The organism is Bradyrhizobium sp. S3.7.6, assembly GCF_054061875.1.
Genome location: NZ_JBSSEQ010000001.1, coordinates 5,703,053 through 5,721,201, shown reverse-complemented (window position 1 = coordinate 5,721,201; position 18,149 = coordinate 5,703,053). Strand labels below are relative to the sequence as shown.

Sequence of the window (18,149 nt, the reverse complement as noted above, 5' to 3'; positions counted from 1 at the left end):
GGGAAACGTAATGGCCTTCAGTCAAGCACAGCTCGACGCGATTGAAGAAGCAATCGCCGCTGGATCGACCAGCGTGAGCTATGAGGGCAAGAGCGTGACGTATCGCTCTCTCGACGAGATGCTGCGCATTCGATCGATCATTCGCTCCGCACTCGGCCTTACGACACAGCGGCCCACCGTGCTCGTCGAGCACAGCCGGGGCTATCGCGACCAGATCGGCAACAAATAAATGTCCAATGTTCTCGACCGCATCATCGGGTATGTCTCGCCCGAACGCGGCGCCGCGCGTGCGCGTGCGCGTACTGCGATCCGTCTCTATGAGGGCGCCGATCGCGGCCGGCGCGCTGGCGGCTGGGTCGCCTCGGGGACGTCGGCAAACAGCGAGCTGCAGGGCGCGATCTCGCCGCTGCGCGACCGCTCGCGCGATCTCGCGCGCAATAATCCGTGGGCGCATCGGATGCTCGACATCCTGTGCTCGCACTCGGTCGGCAACGGCATCATCCCGGTGTCTAACACCGGTTCGGACAAGCTCGACAATCAGGTCAACGCGCTCTGGGAAGAGTTTTGCGAGCAGTCCGATATCACCGGCTGCATGAACTTCTACGCGATGCAAGACCTCGCTGTGCGATCGATGGCCGAGAGCGGCGAGATCGTGCTGCGCTTTATCGATCGCGAGATGACCGATCGCGAGGCAGTGCCGCTGAAGCTGCAACTGCTCGAAGCCGATTTCATCGATCAGGACCGTGAAGGGCTCTTTGCAGTCGGTCGTGAGAACGCTGCGCCGGGCGTCGAGCGCAACCGTCTCGGCGTCGGTCTCGGCAAGTTTGACGAATGGCGCGGCCTCTGGCTGTGGCCTCGTCATCCTGGTGAGATGAACGATACGCTCGATCTGAAGAGCTACACGTCTCAGTTCGTCTCGCGCGATGACCTCGTGCATATGTTCCGGCGCGAGCGCCCGGGCCAGGTTCGTGGCGTGCCGTGGTTCGCGCCGATCCTTATGACCGCGCGCGACCTTTCGGACATCCTCGATGCCGCCAACGTCAAGGCGCGTGTCGAAGCCTGCTTCGCCGGCTTCATCACCAACAGCGACGAGAGCATGCCGCTGTTGGAAGACAACGGCAACGTGTCCGCGCTCCAGAACGCGATGACGACGACGCTTGAACCGGGCATGCTGAAAGAGCTGCGCTCCGGGCAGGATATCAAATTCGCGGCGCCGACCTCGACCTCCCAGCTCGAAACGATCCTGATCAACAATCTGCAGGCAATGGCCGCAGGCGTCGGCTGTACTTACGATCAGGCGACCGGCGATCTGCGACAGGCGAATTACTCCAGCCTGCGCGCCGGCAAGATCGAGTTTTGGCGCCTGATCGGCAAGCTGCAACAGCACGTCATCATTCCGCAGCTCTGCAAGCCGGTCTGGTATCGCTTCATCAATCGCGCCGTACTCGCCGGACGCCTTACGGAGCGCACGCATCGCGGCGGCTACCCCGCGCGCTGGGTCGTGCCGGCGAAGGAAATGATCGACCCGAAGAAGGATTTTGATGCGACCAAGAACTTGGTGCGCTCGGGCGCGATGACGCCGCAGGATTTCATTGCATCGTTCGGCGGCGACTGGCGCCATTCGATCGATGAGTTCAAGAAATTCTTCGAGGTCGCGCACAAGGCTGAAGTCGTGCTTGATATCGATGTCGCACGTGTTGACCAGCATGGCCGCCAGCCCGCGAAGCCGGGCGAAGATGGTGCCGCGCTGGAGCAGGGCGACGCCGCGCTCGATGACGTCGAAAAGCCCGACAGCAAGGACGATGACGACGACGATCAGGATGAGGCCGCTTAATGCCCGTCCGTCGCAACCCGGTCGCCGATGCTCTTTTCTTCGGCCGCTACAACGAGAACCACGACGCGGACACGGGTCAGTTTTCGTCGGGTGGGGGTGGCGGATCAGGCGGAAGCAGTGTAAATAACGCTGTTGGCTCCAAATCAGGGACCAAGGAAAGTGTTGAAAAGACTGGACAAAAAAGCTCGGGATCAGGCACGGGCGGCGGAAAAGGCGGCGGCAAAGGACCCGCCGTCGCTGGCGCTGGTGCTGAAAAACCATCCGGAGCTTTCGAGGGCCGAAGCCCTCGAAATGATCGAGGCAATGGGCGGCTAAAAGGCGCGACGATCGCGCGCGTCTTTTCGCCGTCTGCCGATCACGAAAAATCGCTGACTGACAGCGGTGCAACCCCCCTCACATTCAACGAGCTGAAAGCCGACAGCGGAAGCGCGAAGACGTTTCACACGCTGATTGACGCCGCCAAGTCGGCGAACAAATACGGCGCCGCCGTTACGCTTTATCCCCAGGAAGACTATGAGCACGTGCGTCTGTTCACGACAGACGACGGACAGGTCGGTTTCGCCTTGAAGGGCGACGACATCATTTCGGTCTTCAAGCATCCGGACAGCAACGCAAAGAACATCGTCGCCTCGATCCTGCCGCTCGCCGTGCAGGAAGGTGGCCGACGCCTCGATTGCTTCGATACGGTCCTGCCCGAACTTTACAGCCTCAACGGCTTTCGCGCGGTCTCGCGCACGCCATTCGACGAGAACTATCAGCCGGAAGGCTGGGATAAAGAGCTGTTCAAGGCGTACAACGGCGGCAAGCCCGACGTCGTGTTCATGGTCTATGACGAGAACGCGAAGCCCTACGCTGCCGGAGACGGCAAGACCTTCGCTTCATATGACGATGCGACGGTCGCACAGAAGGCCGCCGCGAAGACCGACAAGAGCGGTCGCGCGTTCGCACCGGTCGCCGAATATGTCCGCTCGCTCTTCCGCTACAACGAGAACCACGATCCCGACAACGGCCAGTTCACGAGCGACGGCGGCGGCGGTAGCGGCTCCAGCTCTCCCAGCTCCAGCAGCAGCAGCTCGACCGGCTCTTCGAGCAAGAGCACGAAGAGCAGCGCCGGCAGCAAGACCAGCGCGAGCAGTAAGAGCAGCAGCACGACCGCAAAGCCGGCGACGACTGGCGCCAGCGATAAGGGCAGCTCGACCGGCGCCAAGGTCAAGGCGAAGATCGCCGACTTCACCAAAGACAAGGTCAATCTTGGTCGCTTCGCGTCCGACAAGGCGAAAGCCGATCGCTTCGTCGATACATGGGACGAAAAGGTCGGCATGACGCCGGCCGAGTTCAAGGACCATTTTCTCGGCGGCATCAACGCCAACATGTCGATCGACATCGAGAACGATGGCCGTTGGAACATCAGCGGCGAAGTGCTCAACGCAGCGGGACGGCGCATCGGCACCTACACTCGATACATCGATATCCGCAACAAGACCGCAGAGAGCAGCTATTTCGCTCTCGATCGTGGCAACACGCGCGGGGACCTCGGCAAGAAGATGCTCGCCGGCAACATCGAGCTGTATCAGAAGCTCGGCGTCGAGCGTGTCAAGGTTCACGCGAACATCGATGTCGGTGGCTACGCCTGGGCGAAATACGGCTACGTGCCGGATCGCAGCTCTTGGTCGTCCCTGTCGAGTGATATTCTCGACAAGCTCGGCGGCGGCTCTGGCAGCAGCAGCGGTGGTAGCGGTTACCAGCCTGAGAGCTGGGATGAGATCGGCGATCACGATCAGAACGAGATCAAGGATGCGTGGATGCGTTCCACGCGCGACGAGTTCATTCAGAGCGAGATCGATAGTTGGCGCGACAGCGGCAACGCGATCGATGACGCGAAGTCGCAAGTCGCGACCGACTATGACGGCTCACAAGATTGGGCGCTCGATGCAATCCAAGAATGGATTGACGATCGTGATCCTGAAGACAAGCAAGTCCCCTATACGGCATCGCAGATTGCTGAAGCTATCTCGCTCGATTACGCGAGCGGCAACGAAGGGCAGGGCGATCTCGGCGTCGAATTCGACGATGACAAACTGAAAGAGCCGAGCAACGCGCCAGCGAAAGAGCAGGGCAACTTGCCCGGCATCGATCCGGAAGATTTGTCACAGCGTCTCACGGAAACGATGCGCGACGAGTTGACCGCGATCATCGAGAAGCAGTTTGACAAACACGCCGACAGCGTCGCCGACAATCTCGACCCGCCCGAATACATTTATGACAGCGTCGATGACTACCAATCCGAGTATTGGGAAAGCATGGACGACACGTCGCGCTTCCGCTGGGCTCGCGATAACGGATCGCTGCCGGAATACGACGATCCGGATGAAGAGCAATCCTCGTTCGATATGGACAGCGTCGATCCCGACGCTGCTGATGGTCTCGAAAAGCTCGCGCGCAGCTCCGATCCTAAAGCGCTCTGGGCCATCGCCGACAGCGAGCAGGGCAAGGAATTGCTGCTCGGCTCCGACTGGTACGGCACGCTGAACCTGAAAGACCCGCAAACGATGGAGCGCTTCAATGCCTACGTCGGCAAAAAGAAAGCCGCGTAAGGGCGGCGAGGAGTTCTTTGTCCTCGACGACAACCACGATCGGCAAGACAACGTTCTGCACGATCCAATTCTCGACGGCGGCGATCATGCTGCTGCTCGGTCAGTCTCAATCGCGGTGATGAAGCGGCTCGGCCTCTCGGCTAAGCAGATCGCCGCTCTCACAAAGGAGAAAACCTAAATGCCGCACTTCAATGCGCGCTCGCTCGCGGGCGCGATCGATACGCGCTTTGCCGACGTGGCGCCGGGCTCTTACGACAAGAAGGCGCACACGGTTGACGCCGTCATCTCGATGGGATCGGCGGTCAAGCGGTTCTACGGCACCGAAGTGCTGCGCATTCATGAGGACGCGATCGACCTGACGCGCATGCAACACGGCGGCATTCCGCTTCTCGACCATCACAAGCAAGACGGCCTCGATAGCGTGCTCGGTCGCGTCACCGAGACGTGGATCAAGCGCGGCGCGCTGATGGGCCGGTTCAAATTCAATCAGACCGAGCAGGGCCAGAAGGCCGAAGGCATGGTCGCGCGTGGCGAGATAGCCGGTATCAGCGCCGGCTATCGCGTCGATGATTGGGAGATCAGCAACGCAGACGGCGAAGTTGTCGATCCCGCAAAAGATCGCGTGCGGTGGGATGATGATCTCACGTTCACCGCTACGCGGTGGCAGTTGTTCGAAGCGTCGCTTGTCGGCGTGCCGGCAGACGGCACGGCGATGATCCGCAGCCTCGGCAGCGGCAAGGACCGTCCGGTGCCTGAGATCGACGAAATGGCGCGCGGCGCCTTCAAGGTGACGAAGCGCTTCGGCAATTTCGAGGTCACCTATGAATATCCGCGTGTGACTTCGCCGATCACCGACATTCGGGCGCGCATGCAAGCCCGGCAGACGATCGTCGTCGGCAAGGACGACTGAACTAAAACCAACCACTGAACTGTAACCGACCCGGCCGCGAAAGCGCGCCGGGTTTTTTATTGGAGATAGACGAATGAACGTGAAGCAACTGCGCAAGCAGAAGCGCGCCCTTGAGGCGTCCGCGAAGGCGAAGCTCGCCGAGATCGTGGAAGGCATGGACGCCGAAGCGGCTCGCGCGATCGAGACCGAGCATCAGCGCATTCTCGGCGAGATCGCCGCGCTCGACGCCAAGATCGTCAAGGCTGTCAAGGCCGAGAAGCGCGCCGCTGCGGCGACCGACGACGCCGAAGACGACGACGCCGAAGAGGACGAAGAGGACGACGATGACGAGCAGGAAGCGCCCGCTCGCAATCGCGCCGTGCTGACCCGCGCGCAGATGGCCGAGCTGGTCGCGATCGACACTCAGGCGCGTGGCCTGAAGATCGATCTCAACCTCGCCGAAGCCGTCACGCGAGGCGAGAAGCCCGACGCGATGCGCAAGCGTCTCTTCGCCGAACTGGCGAAGCAGTCGGAAGCCAAGGGACCGACTGGCGGCGGCAGCGATGTCGTCATCCTGCGCGATGAGCGTGAGGGTGTCGCGCAGGCGATGGAGCTGGCGCTTGTTCAGCGCGTGCTTGGTTCTCGCGGTAACGAGGGCATCGAGTACAAGCCGAAGGCTCCCGCCGAGAAGGCGTTCGTCGAGCGCTACCGCAAGCAGTCCGAGCAGTACATGAACCTCGGTATCGTCGATATCGCGGCTCGCTGCATCGGCTATCGCGGCACCGGCACGTATCTGTCGGCTCGTCAGGTGGATGACATCCTGTCGCGTGCTTTTCACTCGACCTCGGACTTCCCGAACATCTTCACCAACGTGCTGAACAAGTCGCTGCTGGCGCGTTATGAGACCGCGACCCCGACCTATCGTCGGATCGCCACTCAGCGCAACTTCAACGACTTCCGTCCTCATCCGCAAATCCGCGCTGGCGACTTCCCGCAGCTCCAGCCGGTGAATGAGACCGGAGAAATTCAGTACGGCACTTCGCAGGACAACAAGGAAACCGTGAGCGTGTCGGCTTACGGTGTCGTGTTCACTGTGTCGCGTCAGATGCTCGTGAACGACGACCTCGGCGCCATCGATCAAATCCTCGGATCGGCCGGCGTCGAAGTGCAGCGCTTCGAGAACACCACGTTCTACGCGATGTTCAACTCGAACCCGACGCTCAATCAGGACAGCACTGCAGTGTTCGCTTCCGGCCACGGCAACCTCGCCGCGTCCGGTGGTGTTCCGTCGATCACGACGATCGGCGCAGGTCGCAAGGCGCTGCGCGGCATGAAGTCGCTGAGCGGCATTTTCCTGAACGTGCCGCCGAAAATCCTGCTCTGCGGTCCGACGCAGGAAACCGCTGCCGACCAGATGGTGACCGCAATCGCGCCGACCCTGACCACCAGCGTGAACCCGTTCTCGGGTCGCCTCGAAGTCGTGTCGGATGCGAACATCACCGGCACGGAATGGTACATCCTGACCGAGCCGTCGCAGGTGCCGAACTACGTTTACGGCTTCCTGAATGGTTCGAACGGTCCGCGCACGCGCACCTTCGAGCCCTTCGGCGTGCAGGGCATCAAGATCAGCCTTGAACACGACTTCGGCTGCGGCGCGATCGACTATCGCGGCGCTTACAAGGACCCCGGCGTCTAATGAGTGATCGCGGCTCGCCCTAACGGGCGGGCCGCTTTTGCTTTCCGCGCGCCTTACCCCATTTCACAGGAACACACTCGATGAAGAACCAAATTCTCCCGGGCAACACCGCAGATGTTGCCGCCCCTTATGCCGTCTCGTCTGGCGGCGGCTGCTTGGTCGGCTCGCTGTTTGGCGTCGCGGCCTATGACGCCGCCAACGGCGCGACCGTGACGCTGCATCTCGAAGGCACCTTCGACATGGCGAAAACGTCCGCGCAGGCTTGGACCGTTGGCGCTCTCATCTATTGGGACGATACCGCGAAGACGGTGACGAACGTCGCATCGACGAACAAGCTGATCGGCGTCGCGACCAAGGTCGCTGCGAACCCGTCGTCGATCGGTCGCGTTCGCCTCAACAGCGCGTTCATCGCGTAAGGCACAACGATGGGCGTTGACTTCTCGAAGCTCGTGCTCGCGCCAGCGATGGCGACGTTCGCGAAGCCGGTGACCGTCACGCCTGTCGTGTCGCAACCAAATGCCGCGCCGTATACTGCGCGCGGCATTTGGACGATCCAGAACACGCAAATTCTCGGCGAGAGCGGCAACATCTACTCGACAGTGAACATCAAGCTCGGCATTCGCCTCGCCGACTTTCCTGCTACCGCTCCCGGGCAAGGCGATAAGATTACGACGCTGGCATCCGATCTGCCACTCGGTTTGCTCGATGGCGCGCTCGATCCGACTATCACCTATATCGACTTTCTGCTCGATGATGTGACGCCTGATGGACAGGGCGGCCTTTCATTGTCGCTGAAGCGGGTGATCTCGTGAGTACGACGCCGGCCGTCTATATCCGCGATCAGATCGTGTCGCGCATTCAAGCGCTCTATGAATGGAAGTCTGTGCGCAAAGTGCCGACGATCACGACACAGAGCGACCAGTTTCCACGCCTCGGCGTCTATCTAATCCGCGAGAACGAAAGCCAGGACGGTGACGCTAACGTCGGCGTTCCGCGCTATATCGACGATGCGGTTATCGGCATTTCGATCATGCACACGCTGACCGATCCGGCCGTTCTCGACGGTGCCGTCGATGACATGATCGACAACATCAAAAACACGCTGATGCAAGACTACACGTTCGTGTCACTGAAAGACGCGAACGGAGACTTCATGCTCGACAGCATCCCCAACATCAGCCGGTCCTACAGCTTCCCGAATAACGGCGAGAGCTACGTGATCGAGGGTCGTTTGCAGATGACGTTCCGCTTTAACGTCAAGTACGACCCGATCTTCCCGAACCTGCTTCGCAAGGTGATGGTTGATGTGCGACCGAACAACGATCCGCAGCCGATCGGCGACCCGTATGAGATCGACCTAAACGGATAGAGGAATATGAAAACCAAAGTTTACCCGACGCGCGAGACCTCGCTTGTTCTTCGGCATCCGATCGATGGCCCGCTCAAGGCAGAGGGCAGTGATTGGGAAGTCGATGGCTTCACGTGCCGCATGCTGGTCGATCATGCGCTGACTTCCAATCCTGAAGAGGCCTGGAAGCCTTTCGCTGCGGCGCCGATCGAGCCGGCGCCCGCGCCCGTGGCCGAACCCGAACCGGCTCCCGAACCCGCTGAGAAGCCGGCGCCGGTCGCACAGACCAAGTCCAAGTAACCAACCTAACCATCCCCGCATTGTGACCCGGCCTTAGCGCCGGGTTTTTTATTGGAGCTTTGAGCCAATGCCTGTCAGCACTGGAATTCCTTCGTCGTGGAAACTGCCGCTCTTCTGGGCGACGGTTGACGGTACGAAGGCTGGAAACGTTTCTGCGCCGGCCCGCGCGCTTCTCGTGGGTCAGATGTTCACTGCGTCGCAGGGCGGCAGCAATGCCGGCAACGCGGCGCCTGATGTGCCGGTGCCGGTCGGCTCCGTCGTGCTCGCACAGCAGATGTTCGGTCGTGGCTCGCAGATCGCGCGCATGGTCGAAGCGTTCATGAATTCGAACACGACGCAACAGCTCTGGGTCGCTCCGGTGTCCGAGCCGAGCGCCGGCACTGCTGCGACTGGCACCATCAGCATCTCCAGCGCGGCGACCGCGTCGGGCGTGCTGACGTTCTACATCGCCGGGCAGAAGGTTCAGATCAACGTCGCCTCGACGGACACGCAATCGATTATCGCGACCAATCTTGCCGCCGCGATCAACGCCGCCAATGATCTTCCGGTGACCGCTGTCGCCGCGACGGGCGACGTCAATCTGACCTGCAAATGGAAGGGTGACACCGGGAGCGACATCACGCTGATCCCGAACTATCTCGGTCAGTATGGCGGCGAAGCTGCGCCGACCGGCATGGCCTTCCGCGTCACTGCGGCGCGCGCCTCGACCTCCGCCACGACTACAACGGCGAGCCCGTCACTGACTTTCACGGCGGTGCCCGGCAATGTCGCGGCCGGCATGCAGGCGTATGACAAGACGACCAGCGCGATTATCGGCACGGTGCTTTCCACGACCTCGACTACTGTCACGCTAGCTGCCAACGCCGCAAGCGCTGTCGGTAGCGCTGACGTCATTGAGTTTCGTTCGACGCTCGGCGGCTCGCTCGCGGGCGGCCTCGGCCAGCCGTCGTTCACTGCTGTGATCTCGGCAATTCAGACACTGGAATTCGATTATTGCGGCCTGCCGTTCAGCGACACCGCGTCGATGTCCTCTTGGAATAACGAATATGGTTTCGGCGCGACGGGTCGCTGGAATTACGTTCGCCAGCAGTACGGCGTCATCTTCAGCGCGCGCCGTGACACTTATGCGGCGCTGCTGACGTGGGGCCTGTCGCAGAACGCGCCGGTCATCAGCACGATGAGCATCGAGACCGACAGCCCGTCGCCGATCTGGGAATGGACCGCGTCCTATTGCGCGCTGGGTTCGCTCGGTTTCTCCGACGATCCGGCTCGCCCGCTGCAGACGCTGGAATTCTTCGGCATCCTGCCGGCGCGTCTGCAGAACCGGTTCACGCAGTCGCAGAACAATTCGCTCGTCAATAGCGGCCTCGCGGTGCAGGCAACGGCGCCGTCCGGCAACCCGATGATCCTGCGCGAACAGACGCAGTATCAGCTCAACAGCTACGGCCAGTCCGATACGGCGTTCGCGCTGCTGTCGGTGCTGACCAACCTTCAGGCGCTGTTGCGCGCGATGAAGTCGGCGATCACGAGCAAGTACCCGCGCGTGAAGCTCGTGCCGGATGGCACGCGCATCGGGCCGGGCCAGGCCGCCGTGACGCCGACCGACATCAAGGCCGAGCTGATCGCCGAATACGGGCAAGCGATTTACAACGGCCTCGCTGCCGACATGACGAACTTTAAGGCGAACCTCATCGTCGAGATCGACAGCACCGACGCCAATCGCGTCAACGTGCTGTGGCCGCCGCGCCTCGCGGGGCAGCTTCGTCAGTTCGACGCGCTCGCACAATTCCGTCTGCAGTATCAGCCGCAGAACATCGGCTAACCCAACCCGCCAATCGCCAAGAACCAAAAAACCCGCGCTCTGAACAGCGCGGGTTTTTGCGTTCCGGCTCCCCGCATCACTCCCGCCTAATCGCCAGAACCAAAACCCGCGCTCTGAACAGCGCGGGTTTTTGCGTTCCGGCTCCCCGCATCACTGGAGCAAATTAAAATGGCCTCTCCCAACCGTATCGGCGGCGTGCTCTCGCTGCGTGTCGATGGCACGCAGTACGAAGCGCGCGGCAGCTTCCAAGTCACTCCGGGCAAGGTCCGTCGTACCGGCGTCGCCGGGCAGGACTTCGTTCACGGTTACATTGAAGAGCCGATCGTCCCCCAGATCAAGGGCGACATCTCGATCGGCAACCTGCTCTCGCTGGAACAGCTTGAGCAGATCACGGATAGCACCGTGCAGGTGCAGCTCGCCAACGGTCGCACCTATGTGCTGACCGATGCCTGGGTCACCGCTGCCTTCACGATCGACGCGCACGACGGCAAAGTCGATGTCACGTTCGAAGGTCTCGACTGTCAGGAAATCTAAGAGAAAGCCCGGCCTAACGGCCGGGCCTTTTTTGTTTTCAGAGGAGCAAATAACAAATGGCTAAAACGCCGAAGAACGCCGTCGCTGACGCTGATGAAGAGAAGGAAGAGATCGCTGTCGAATTCGCGTTGACGAAGCCGATCAACGCCTACGGCGAAGAGGTTAAGGTGCTGAAGCTGCGCAAGCCGATGGGCGCCGATCTGCTGCGCGTTGGCAACCCCGTGAAGTTCTCGCCGTACACTGATCCGCCGCAAGTTGATCATGACTATGGCAAGGTGCTCGCAATGGTCGCGCGTCTAGCTAACGTCCCGTCGTCATCGCTTGAACGTCTCGACACCGATGACCTCTCTGCGCTGGCGTGGACGATCACGCCTTTTTTTATCCCGAGCAGGTAGGAAATCTGCTCGACGCCGCACTAGACCTCGCGCTGACCTACAAGTGCGATCCCTACGTGTTTCTAAACCTTCCGCAAGATGAGCTGGCCGAGCTTTATAAGCTGACGTCAGGACGTCTGAAAGAGATACGTCAATCGGAGTGACGCCGCCTTGGCCGAAAATCAGCAACAGATGGAGCTGGTAGCTAAGCTGACCGATCAGGTCAGTGATAAGCTAAAAGAAATCCAGAAGCAGATGATCGCCACGGCGGCGGCTGCGAAGAAATCGAATGAGGGCTCCAGCGCCGCGTCGAAGGCGTATCAGAAGCAGGTCGCTGATGTTGAGAGCGTGCTGCGAAAGCATCACGACAACACAGTCAAGCGAGCTGCAGAGCACAAGAAGCGCATCGAGGAGGTGGGCGAAGCGCTGTCGCAAATGGTGTCTGGGCAAGTCATCTCGACGCTCGTCGGCATGACCACTCGCTTCGGCGCCATCGGCGTCGCTGTCGGTATTGCCTATGAAGGCATCCAGCGCATGACCGAAGCGCTGGAGAAGATGGGCAAAGAGAGCCAGTCGCTCTTTCATCTTCGGCGCGCGACCGACATGTCGGCTGAAGCGTTTCAGAAGCTCGAAAACACGATGGGCCGGCTTGGCGTGCAGAAGGGTGATGCACAGTCAGGCATCATCGGCTTCTCTGATTTTCACGCGAAGCTAAAGCGCGGTAGCATAAAAGCGCTTGAGCAGATGGAAGGCGGCGACGCGCCGGTCGGCGCAACGTCCTACGCGCGCGGCCTCAAGCGCATGTCAACAGAAGAGGCGACGAACACGATCATCCGTCGCATTCTCGGCTCGAACAATACGGTTGAGCAGAAGGAGATGCTGCTTCAGACGTTCCGGCTCCCGACCGGACTGGCAACCTCGAAGTTGTCGGAGTACGACGAGGAGAAACACAAGTCGGTCGCGAAAATCAAAGAGCATGACGTTGATCGCTACAAGGAAGCGCAGGACGCATCAGAGGACGCTACCGATCGCGCCGATAAGCTCAAGAGCAAGTTTACGGCAGCGTTCACCGAGCCGCGCAAGGAGATGAATGAATTCTTCAGCGAAATGCTGAAGAAGATCGACGAAGCAACAGATCACACCAAACATCTCGATGAAGCGATCCGTGGTGCGGCTGGTGGTCTATTTCGCGGTGCGTTGAGCGGCATCGGAGCGGGTCCGCTCGCACCGCTGGCGATCCCGGGCGCAATTGGTGGCGCGATCGGTGGCGCCGCTGGACCGCTTCTGAACGAACGCAAGCAGGAAGAGACGATCAAGAAGGGCACCATGCAAGGCATTCTCGACGGGATGCGTCAATTCTTGATGGAGCACGCCAATCCTGAGATGTTAAAGCCGGGCGGTCTTTTCCAGCCAACAGCGTTTCATCCTGATGGCGGCAACGTCAGCCCGGGGCGTGGTTTCGGCAGCAAGGACTATCCGCTCGTGCCTTCTACTGGCGGCGAGTTCAAGGGACCTCAGACCGGCAAAGCCAAGGCGGCAATCATGGATCAGCTCCGAAAAGAGGGTGTGCCGGAAGCAAATCTAGAATACGCCGCGTCGGCTCTCACTGGTCAGGCGATCTCGGAAAGTGGTCTCAATCCGAATACATCGCACGACGGCGGCACGGGGTACGGCATCTATGGTGCCCGTCTCGGTCGTGCAAAGCGGATGCTGTCTTGGTTGAAAGAAAACGGCTACGCGCACAACGACCTCGAAGGTCAGTCGCGCTACATGGCTCACGAAGCGATGACCGATCAGGCGTATGCCGCTTCGCGTCGCGCGCTCATGGGCGCCACGGCTGGCAATCTCGGTCAGGTCAACGGCGTCTTGACCGACAACTTCGAGGCGCCGGCAGTGCGCAACTATGGTCGCCGGCTGCGCGACACAGGCACAGCGCTTCGATCCGGTCATGTCGAAGGCAGTAATGCCGCAAAGGGCATTGGCATCGGCGATGCCAATCTCGCCGATCTCGATCCCGAATTCATGGGGCGCATGAACGCGCTCTGGGCTGCAGCTCCGGACGAAGCCAAGAAGGGCGCCGGTATCATTTCCGGCAAGCGCTCCTATGAAGAGCAGGCCGAGCTTTATCGTCGTTATCGCTCCGGTCGCGGCGGCATCGCAGCTCCTCCCGGCCGCTCGCGTCATGAGAGCGGTTCAGCCGCTGACTGGCGCGATCCGACCGGATGGTTTCACGAGCATGCCAACGAGTACGGGCTTCATTTTCCGATGGGACGCCGCGATTGGCCGCATATGCAGATGGACCCGCGCTTTGATGGTTCGCTGCTTCCGAACGGCCAGAAGAGCGGCATGTTTGGTAACGGCATGAAGGTGACCGGCGACGCCTCGGTGAAGATTGCACTTGAAGGCTTTCCGCGCGGCACGCGCACGCAAGTGAACAGCAGCGGCATCTTCAAGGATGTCAGCCTCAACCGTGGCCGCTCGATGGGCCTCGCCTCTGAGGATGCCTGATGCCGAAACCGCAGGAGGTCTGCACCGTCAAGGCTAACGGTGTGAACTACAACATTTGGGAGACCGTGGAGGTCACGCGGACGATCGACGATCGCACCGTCGATCACTGTCTGCTCACGGTTGCCGAGAGCAGCAAGCTGCCGCTGAAGCTCGACGATATCAAGTTGATGCCAGGCGATCCCGTCACCGTGTCGCTTGCTGGTCAGCAGGTCATCAACGGCACTGTGTATCTGCGGCAGGTTGCTTATGACGGGCATAACCACGCGGTTCAGATCGGCATCTCGTCGAAGGTGCAAGACCTCGTCGCATCGACGGTTGATGCTAAACCCGGCCAGCACATCAATCAGAATGTTCAGCAGATGGGATCGGCAGTCGCTGGCGCCGTCGGAGTGTCGTTCAGGATCGACGGCAACCCGCCCGGCGCGAATAAAATCTTCAAGCGGTTCTCCGAGCACATCGGCGAGACCCGGTTTGCATGCATCGATCGCATGTGCCGCATGGTCAACCTACATTTGATGGACAACGGCGGCGAGCTGGTTGCTTTCCGTGGGCCGGCGCGATCGACTGGGCTCACGCTGGAAGAAGGCAGGAACATTCTGCGCGCGCGCGTCGTGTTGTCTAACCGCGACCACGCCGACAACGTCACAGCGCTCGCCAACGACTTCAATGATGATAGCGGAGACAAAAACCGGGAGCCGAAGGCGTCATCGACCGTCACGCAGACCGGGGGGCGCCTTTATGTGTCTCCCTATAAGCGCAACGTCACGATCGCATGTGAGGAGCCTACCGATCAGGAAGGCTGTCAGCATCGCGCCAACCACGAAGCGGACTGGATCAAGTTCGAAAACGTTGACGGTGATATCACGACGCAGGGGTGGCTAACGCCTAATGGCGATCTCTGGTTTAATCACTTGCGATCGACGATCGTCGTCAAGTCGCCGATGCTCGTGCCTTCCGGCAGCTTCGGCTTCATGATCAAAGGCATCATTCATCGCCAATCCTCTTATGGTGGCACGACGACCGACGTGCTACTGTGCCGGGTGGACGGCAAGGGCACCAATACGGACGTGGTGACCCCGTTCAGCGGGGACGCGCCTGCCGGCCACTGAGGGGCTTGAACGGTTCCATTCCTTCCCATATGTAGACGGGTCGGGAGGACCGTTAGAGATGAAGCATTTGATTAGAGCCGTTTTTCTTGCTGGCGTGATGGCTTGCGCTGGCGCTGCTGCGTCAGCAAAGGTGACATCCGAGCAGCGGGACGCCATCGAGAGCGTTGCCACGGTTGCAGTAGCAACGACAGACGACCATTGCCCACGCATGCGGCGCATACAGAGCGCTATGCGTGAAGAGTACGAAAGCGTCGGCATCAACAGTAAAGACGAGCGGGACAGCATGCTGAAAGAGATCGACAACGATCTCGATCAGGATCACACCGGCTATAGCCTGTTCGTGATGCTGATCAGAGATTACGACGCGCGCCCGTCAGAATTCTGCGCGAAGGTCTGGAAGTTGTACGGGCCTGACGGGATGCATCGGCGGCAAATGGTTGAGCCGAAGTAAAATCCAGCCAAAGTAAATTCAGAAGCGGCCTCGGTTTTCCGGGGCCGTTTTTATTTGGGGAACGACAATGGCTCTGCCGCCGTGGAAGCTCAACTTGCGACCAGCGTCATTCAAGGGGGTCGGGTTTCATGTTGAAGCCGATACCCGATCTGGCGGGCGTCGCATTGTCCCTCATGAGTTTCCGAAGCGTGACATTCCCTATGCCGAAGACATGGGTCGCCGCGCCCGTCGCTTCCATATCACTGGTTATCTGATTGGTCCCAACTATCAGACGCAGCGCGATGCGCTTGTGCAGGCGTTCGAGACTGAAGGCGGGGCCGATCTCGTGCATCCGACCTACCAAGTCCCCGGCGCCGTGGTTGCTGACACTTACAACATGACTGAGCGCCGCGAGCGCGGCGGCTGGGTCGAATTTGAAGTGGCCTTCGTTGAAGCGGGGCAGGGTGTCGATCTCCAGATTACAGCCGACACGCAGGGCGCCGTTGCCGGCGCGGCAAACAATGCAGTGGGCGCACCGGGCGCGGGTTCGGCTTTCGATATCGCACAACAGTTCATGCAGACCGGACTTTATGGCGGGGTCGCCCTGGTCGGCGCCGGCTTCGGGGCTCAGGTCGGATTTGGCGCCTCGGGCGTCAGCCTTAGCGCAAGCGTATCGGTGCCGGGGTTGCTGGCATCGGCCGACTTTTCGGGGTGGTGATCTGTGAAAAAAGTCGATCTCGATGAAGCGATGACGGTGACGAAGAAAGTCGCCGCAGCTCTGCGCGACAGCGTCAGTGGCAAGAGCGGCGTGACTGGCGCGCAGGCACGAGCTGCCTGCGGCATCCTCGATGCGGACGGCGCGTCTCTTCTCGCGAACAACCGCCTCGGCTTCTTTCTCTGGCTGATCGCCGCCTTCGAGACAGCACAGTTCGCGGGCATTTCGTTCGAAGCGATGGACACGGTTCGCAAGATCGCGCTGGCGTTGTCGCCGAGCGGTTTGCCAGCAATAGCGGTTCGCAATGTCTCGGTGCGGCTGGCGCTTATCGAGCAGGCGCGCATTCTCGCCGCAACGGAGTTCAAGAGCCGGCAGGCTGTCGATCGATATTTCGATCGCATCAACGCCGCCTTTGATCAGGCCGAGACGGTCGCAGCCGATAACCTCGATAACATCGGATACAAGGCGATGATCGAGCTGCACGCTGCTGTCTCGAACGATCTCGCTAACCGATCGCGTCCACTGCCGAACATGGTGTCTTTCCACTTTCCCAAGCGTTACTCGGCGCTTTCTCTTGCGCAGCGGCTCTACAGCGACGGTTCGCGCGCGGGTGAACTGATCGACGAGAACGACGCGGTTCATCCGCTCTTCATGCCGCAGAAAATCACGGCTCTCTCGGAATGAGACATTCGACCTCCAGAACATCTGCCGATCGGCATGCGAACGGCCTTGGTCGCTCTGTCGTCGAAAGTGTCGATGACAGCAAGCTCATGCAGAACGGTAAGCTGTCGTTATTCGACGGCGAGCAGCAAGATCAGATCGAGCACGCGCATCCCTACGGGTTCACGAGCGTCCCTAAAAAGCCTTCCGGACAAGGTTCGCTTCGTCGCACGGCTGAAGCCTTCATCTCTTTCCTCGGCGGAAATCGCAGCAACGGCGTCGCCGTCGTCGTCGGCGATCGTCGCTTCCGGCTCTATCAGCTCGAAGAGGGTGAAGTCGCGCTGCATGACGATCAGGGGCAGCAAGTCCATTTCAAGCGCGATGGTCTCTGGGCGTCCGTACCGAACAGCAAAAAGATCATGCTGCAGGTCATGGATGACGACAAGATGCCGCAAGACGCCAAGGCGCAGGGCGGCGGCTCGAACCAAGCTCAGAAGATGGGGCAGATCAAGCAGGCTGGTCGCGCTGCTCAGATCAATCTCACGATCGACAAGACGCAGTTCACGCTCAACCATCCGAACGGCGACGTGAACTTCAATTGCAAGAACTTCAAGGTGAACGCCAGCGCCGACATCAAACTGATCGCCGCCGCTAACATGCTGGCGCGCGGCCTGAGTGCGATCCTGGTCGCTGCAGCCGACCTGTTCCTGAAGGGCGGCGCGACCATCAATGCCAAGTCTGGCGCGAACCTCGCCGATCCTGATTGGGGTTCTGGCGCCAACGATCCGCCGATCACAAGCTAGGTCAATCATGCCCGATATTCGCTATGTCGCGGTGTCCCGGCCGGACATCGTCACGTTTGACTGGCTGCAGCAGCCGACTGGATTGCTCGACGAGACGGATCAGCTCGCGAGCGCGATTATCCTCGCGCTCAACAGTGACGCGCTCGCCGACGACAGCGACGCCTTGCCTGATCCGCGCGACAGCAATCTGCGCGGCTGGTGGGGTGATATCGATGCGAAGAAGCTCTGGAACGGCTGGCCGCTCGGCTCGAAGCTCTGGCTGCTCACGCGCGCGAAGATCGTCGATGCCGGCGCCGCCGAAGGCGCAACGGTCGCTCGCGTAGAGGCGTATATCCGCGCAGCACTGAAGCCATTTGTCGATAACGGCGTGTTCACGCGCTTTGATGTCAGCGTCAGCCAAGTCAGCGATCAGCGCATCAGCGCGACGATCATGATCTATCGCGGCCAGAAGCCGGCGATCAAACTGGAATATCAGCCGCTCTGGCTGGAATTGTTTCCGGGCTCATAAGCCCGGCTTCACACAATCTGAGGAG

General features: G+C 60.4%; 21 protein-coding genes and 1 pseudogene. All 22 read left to right on the top strand.

What is annotated here, in order from left to right; genetic code table 11:
• Positions 1–10: 10 nt before the first annotated feature.
• The 22 genes and pseudogenes from ACVJ5M_RS28185 to ACVJ5M_RS28080 all read left to right on the top strand — a co-directional run bounded on the left by ACVJ5M_RS28185 (position 11) and on the right by ACVJ5M_RS28080 (position 18,124).
• Positions 11–229, top strand: coding sequence for a phage head-tail joining protein (locus ACVJ5M_RS28185; protein WP_456679497.1), 219 nt, complete (start codon positions 11–13; stop codon positions 227–229).
• A complete protein-coding gene (locus ACVJ5M_RS28180) occupies positions 230–1,834 on the top strand; it encodes a phage portal protein (protein WP_456679496.1) in 1,605 nt (534 codons plus the stop codon).
• Positions 1,835–1,993: 159 nt separating this feature from the next.
• A complete protein-coding gene (locus ACVJ5M_RS28175; protein ID WP_456679495.1) occupies positions 1,994–2,149 on the top strand; it encodes a hypothetical protein in 156 nt (51 codons plus the stop codon).
• Positions 2,150–2,355: 206 nt separating this feature from the next.
• On the top strand, positions 2,356–4,428 hold the full coding sequence (locus ACVJ5M_RS28170) for a hypothetical protein (protein WP_456679494.1): 2,073 nt from the start codon (positions 2,356–2,358) through the stop codon (positions 4,426–4,428).
• Entirely contained in the window at positions 4,397–4,606 is a 210-nt protein-coding gene (locus ACVJ5M_RS28165) for a hypothetical protein (RefSeq protein WP_456679493.1), read from the top strand. The genes ACVJ5M_RS28170 and ACVJ5M_RS28165 overlap by 32 nt, the downstream gene beginning before the upstream one ends.
• The gene (locus ACVJ5M_RS28160) at positions 4,607–5,338 is read left to right on the top strand and encodes an HK97 family phage prohead protease (protein WP_456679492.1); all 732 of its coding nucleotides are present in this window, start codon (positions 4,607–4,609) and stop codon (positions 5,336–5,338) included.
• Between the two features lie 73 nt (positions 5,339–5,411).
• A complete protein-coding gene (locus tag ACVJ5M_RS28155; protein WP_456679491.1) occupies positions 5,412–7,013 on the top strand; it encodes a phage major capsid protein in 1,602 nt (533 codons plus the stop codon).
• Between the two features lie 80 nt (positions 7,014–7,093).
• Positions 7,094–7,429, top strand: coding sequence for a DUF2190 family protein (locus ACVJ5M_RS28150; protein WP_456679490.1), 336 nt, complete (start codon positions 7,094–7,096; stop codon positions 7,427–7,429).
• A 9-nt stretch (positions 7,430–7,438) separates the two neighbouring features.
• The gene (locus tag ACVJ5M_RS28145) at positions 7,439–7,825 is read left to right on the top strand and encodes a head-tail joining protein (RefSeq protein WP_456679489.1); all 387 of its coding nucleotides are present in this window, start codon (positions 7,439–7,441) and stop codon (positions 7,823–7,825) included.
• The gene (locus ACVJ5M_RS28140) at positions 7,822–8,382 is read left to right on the top strand and encodes a hypothetical protein (RefSeq protein ID WP_456679488.1); all 561 of its coding nucleotides are present in this window, start codon (positions 7,822–7,824) and stop codon (positions 8,380–8,382) included. The genes ACVJ5M_RS28145 and ACVJ5M_RS28140 overlap by 4 nt, the downstream gene beginning before the upstream one ends.
• Before the next feature lie 6 nt (positions 8,383–8,388).
• Entirely contained in the window at positions 8,389–8,661 is a 273-nt protein-coding gene (locus ACVJ5M_RS28135; RefSeq protein ID WP_456679487.1) for a hypothetical protein, read from the top strand.
• Positions 8,662–8,845: 184 nt separating this feature from the next.
• Complete coding sequence (locus tag ACVJ5M_RS28130; RefSeq protein ID WP_456679486.1) at positions 8,846–10,483, top strand: phage tail sheath C-terminal domain-containing protein; 1,638 nt, start codon at positions 8,846–8,848, stop codon at positions 10,481–10,483.
• 168 nt (positions 10,484–10,651) lie between these two features.
• Positions 10,652–11,017: a phage tail tube protein gene (locus ACVJ5M_RS28125; protein WP_456679485.1), complete on the top strand. Its 366-nt coding sequence runs from the start codon at positions 10,652–10,654 to the stop codon at positions 11,015–11,017.
• A gap of 56 nt (positions 11,018–11,073) precedes the next feature.
• A complete protein-coding gene (locus ACVJ5M_RS28120; RefSeq protein WP_456679484.1) occupies positions 11,074–11,412 on the top strand; it encodes a phage tail assembly protein in 339 nt (112 codons plus the stop codon).
• A 150-nt stretch (positions 11,413–11,562) separates the two neighbouring features.
• Entirely contained in the window at positions 11,563–13,899 is a 2,337-nt protein-coding gene (locus ACVJ5M_RS28115; protein ID WP_456679483.1) for a phage tail tip lysozyme, read from the top strand.
• Positions 13,899–15,008, top strand: coding sequence for a phage baseplate assembly protein (locus tag ACVJ5M_RS28110; RefSeq protein WP_456679482.1), 1,110 nt, complete (start codon positions 13,899–13,901; stop codon positions 15,006–15,008). Before ACVJ5M_RS28115 ends, ACVJ5M_RS28110 begins: the two co-directional genes overlap by 1 nt.
• A gap of 58 nt (positions 15,009–15,066) precedes the next feature.
• Complete coding sequence (locus ACVJ5M_RS28105) at positions 15,067–15,459, top strand: hypothetical protein (protein WP_456679481.1); 393 nt, start codon at positions 15,067–15,069, stop codon at positions 15,457–15,459.
• Between the two features lie 67 nt (positions 15,460–15,526).
• The gene (locus ACVJ5M_RS28100; protein ID WP_456679480.1) at positions 15,527–16,156 is read left to right on the top strand and encodes a DNA circularization N-terminal domain-containing protein; all 630 of its coding nucleotides are present in this window, start codon (positions 15,527–15,529) and stop codon (positions 16,154–16,156) included.
• Between the two features lie 3 nt (positions 16,157–16,159).
• Entirely contained in the window at positions 16,160–16,837 is a 678-nt protein-coding gene (locus ACVJ5M_RS28095) for a hypothetical protein (RefSeq protein ID WP_456679479.1), read from the top strand.
• Positions 16,834–17,058 (top strand): annotated as a pseudogene (locus ACVJ5M_RS28090) (phage baseplate assembly protein domain-containing protein); the annotation flags it as partial. The gene ACVJ5M_RS28095 and the pseudogene ACVJ5M_RS28090, both read left to right, overlap by 4 nt.
• Positions 17,059–17,232: 174 nt before the next feature.
• The gene (locus ACVJ5M_RS28085; RefSeq protein ID WP_456679642.1) at positions 17,233–17,616 is read left to right on the top strand and encodes a hypothetical protein; all 384 of its coding nucleotides are present in this window, start codon (positions 17,233–17,235) and stop codon (positions 17,614–17,616) included.
• A 7-nt stretch (positions 17,617–17,623) separates the two neighbouring features.
• Positions 17,624–18,124, top strand: a complete 501-nt coding sequence (locus tag ACVJ5M_RS28080) for a phage GP46 family protein (protein ID WP_456679478.1) — start codon at positions 17,624–17,626, stop codon at positions 18,122–18,124.
• Positions 18,125–18,149: the final 25 nt, after the last annotated feature.

What these genes read in the sequence shown, in the direction of transcription:
- ACVJ5M_RS28185 (WP_456679497.1), top strand. Translation starts at nt 11, where the DNA reads ATGGCCTTCAGTCAAGCACAGCTCGACGCGATTGAAGAAGCAATCGCC.
- ACVJ5M_RS28180 (WP_456679496.1), top strand. Translation starts at nt 230, where the DNA reads ATGTCCAATGTTCTCGACCGCATCATCGGGTATGTCTCGCCCGAACGC.
- ACVJ5M_RS28165 (WP_456679493.1), top strand. Translation starts at nt 4,397, where the DNA reads ATGCCTACGTCGGCAAAAAGAAAGCCGCGTAAGGGCGGCGAGGAGTTC.
- ACVJ5M_RS28160 (WP_456679492.1), top strand. Translation starts at nt 4,607, where the DNA reads ATGCCGCACTTCAATGCGCGCTCGCTCGCGGGCGCGATCGATACGCGC.
- ACVJ5M_RS28155 (WP_456679491.1), top strand. Translation starts at nt 5,412, where the DNA reads ATGAACGTGAAGCAACTGCGCAAGCAGAAGCGCGCCCTTGAGGCGTCC.
- ACVJ5M_RS28150 (WP_456679490.1), top strand. Translation starts at nt 7,094, where the DNA reads ATGAAGAACCAAATTCTCCCGGGCAACACCGCAGATGTTGCCGCCCCT.
- ACVJ5M_RS28145 (WP_456679489.1), top strand. Translation starts at nt 7,439, where the DNA reads ATGGGCGTTGACTTCTCGAAGCTCGTGCTCGCGCCAGCGATGGCGACG.
- ACVJ5M_RS28135 (WP_456679487.1), top strand. Translation starts at nt 8,389, where the DNA reads ATGAAAACCAAAGTTTACCCGACGCGCGAGACCTCGCTTGTTCTTCGG.
- ACVJ5M_RS28130 (WP_456679486.1), top strand. Translation starts at nt 8,846, where the DNA reads ATGTTCACTGCGTCGCAGGGCGGCAGCAATGCCGGCAACGCGGCGCCT.
- ACVJ5M_RS28125 (WP_456679485.1), top strand. Translation starts at nt 10,652, where the DNA reads ATGGCCTCTCCCAACCGTATCGGCGGCGTGCTCTCGCTGCGTGTCGAT.
- ACVJ5M_RS28120 (WP_456679484.1), top strand. Translation starts at nt 11,074, where the DNA reads ATGGCTAAAACGCCGAAGAACGCCGTCGCTGACGCTGATGAAGAGAAG.
- ACVJ5M_RS28110 (WP_456679482.1), top strand. Translation starts at nt 13,899, where the DNA reads ATGCCGAAACCGCAGGAGGTCTGCACCGTCAAGGCTAACGGTGTGAAC.
- ACVJ5M_RS28105 (WP_456679481.1), top strand. Translation starts at nt 15,067, where the DNA reads ATGAAGCATTTGATTAGAGCCGTTTTTCTTGCTGGCGTGATGGCTTGC.
- ACVJ5M_RS28100 (WP_456679480.1), top strand. Translation starts at nt 15,527, where the DNA reads ATGGCTCTGCCGCCGTGGAAGCTCAACTTGCGACCAGCGTCATTCAAG.
- ACVJ5M_RS28085 (WP_456679642.1), top strand. Translation starts at nt 17,233, where the DNA reads ATGCTGCAGGTCATGGATGACGACAAGATGCCGCAAGACGCCAAGGCG.
- ACVJ5M_RS28080 (WP_456679478.1), top strand. Translation starts at nt 17,624, where the DNA reads ATGCCCGATATTCGCTATGTCGCGGTGTCCCGGCCGGACATCGTCACG.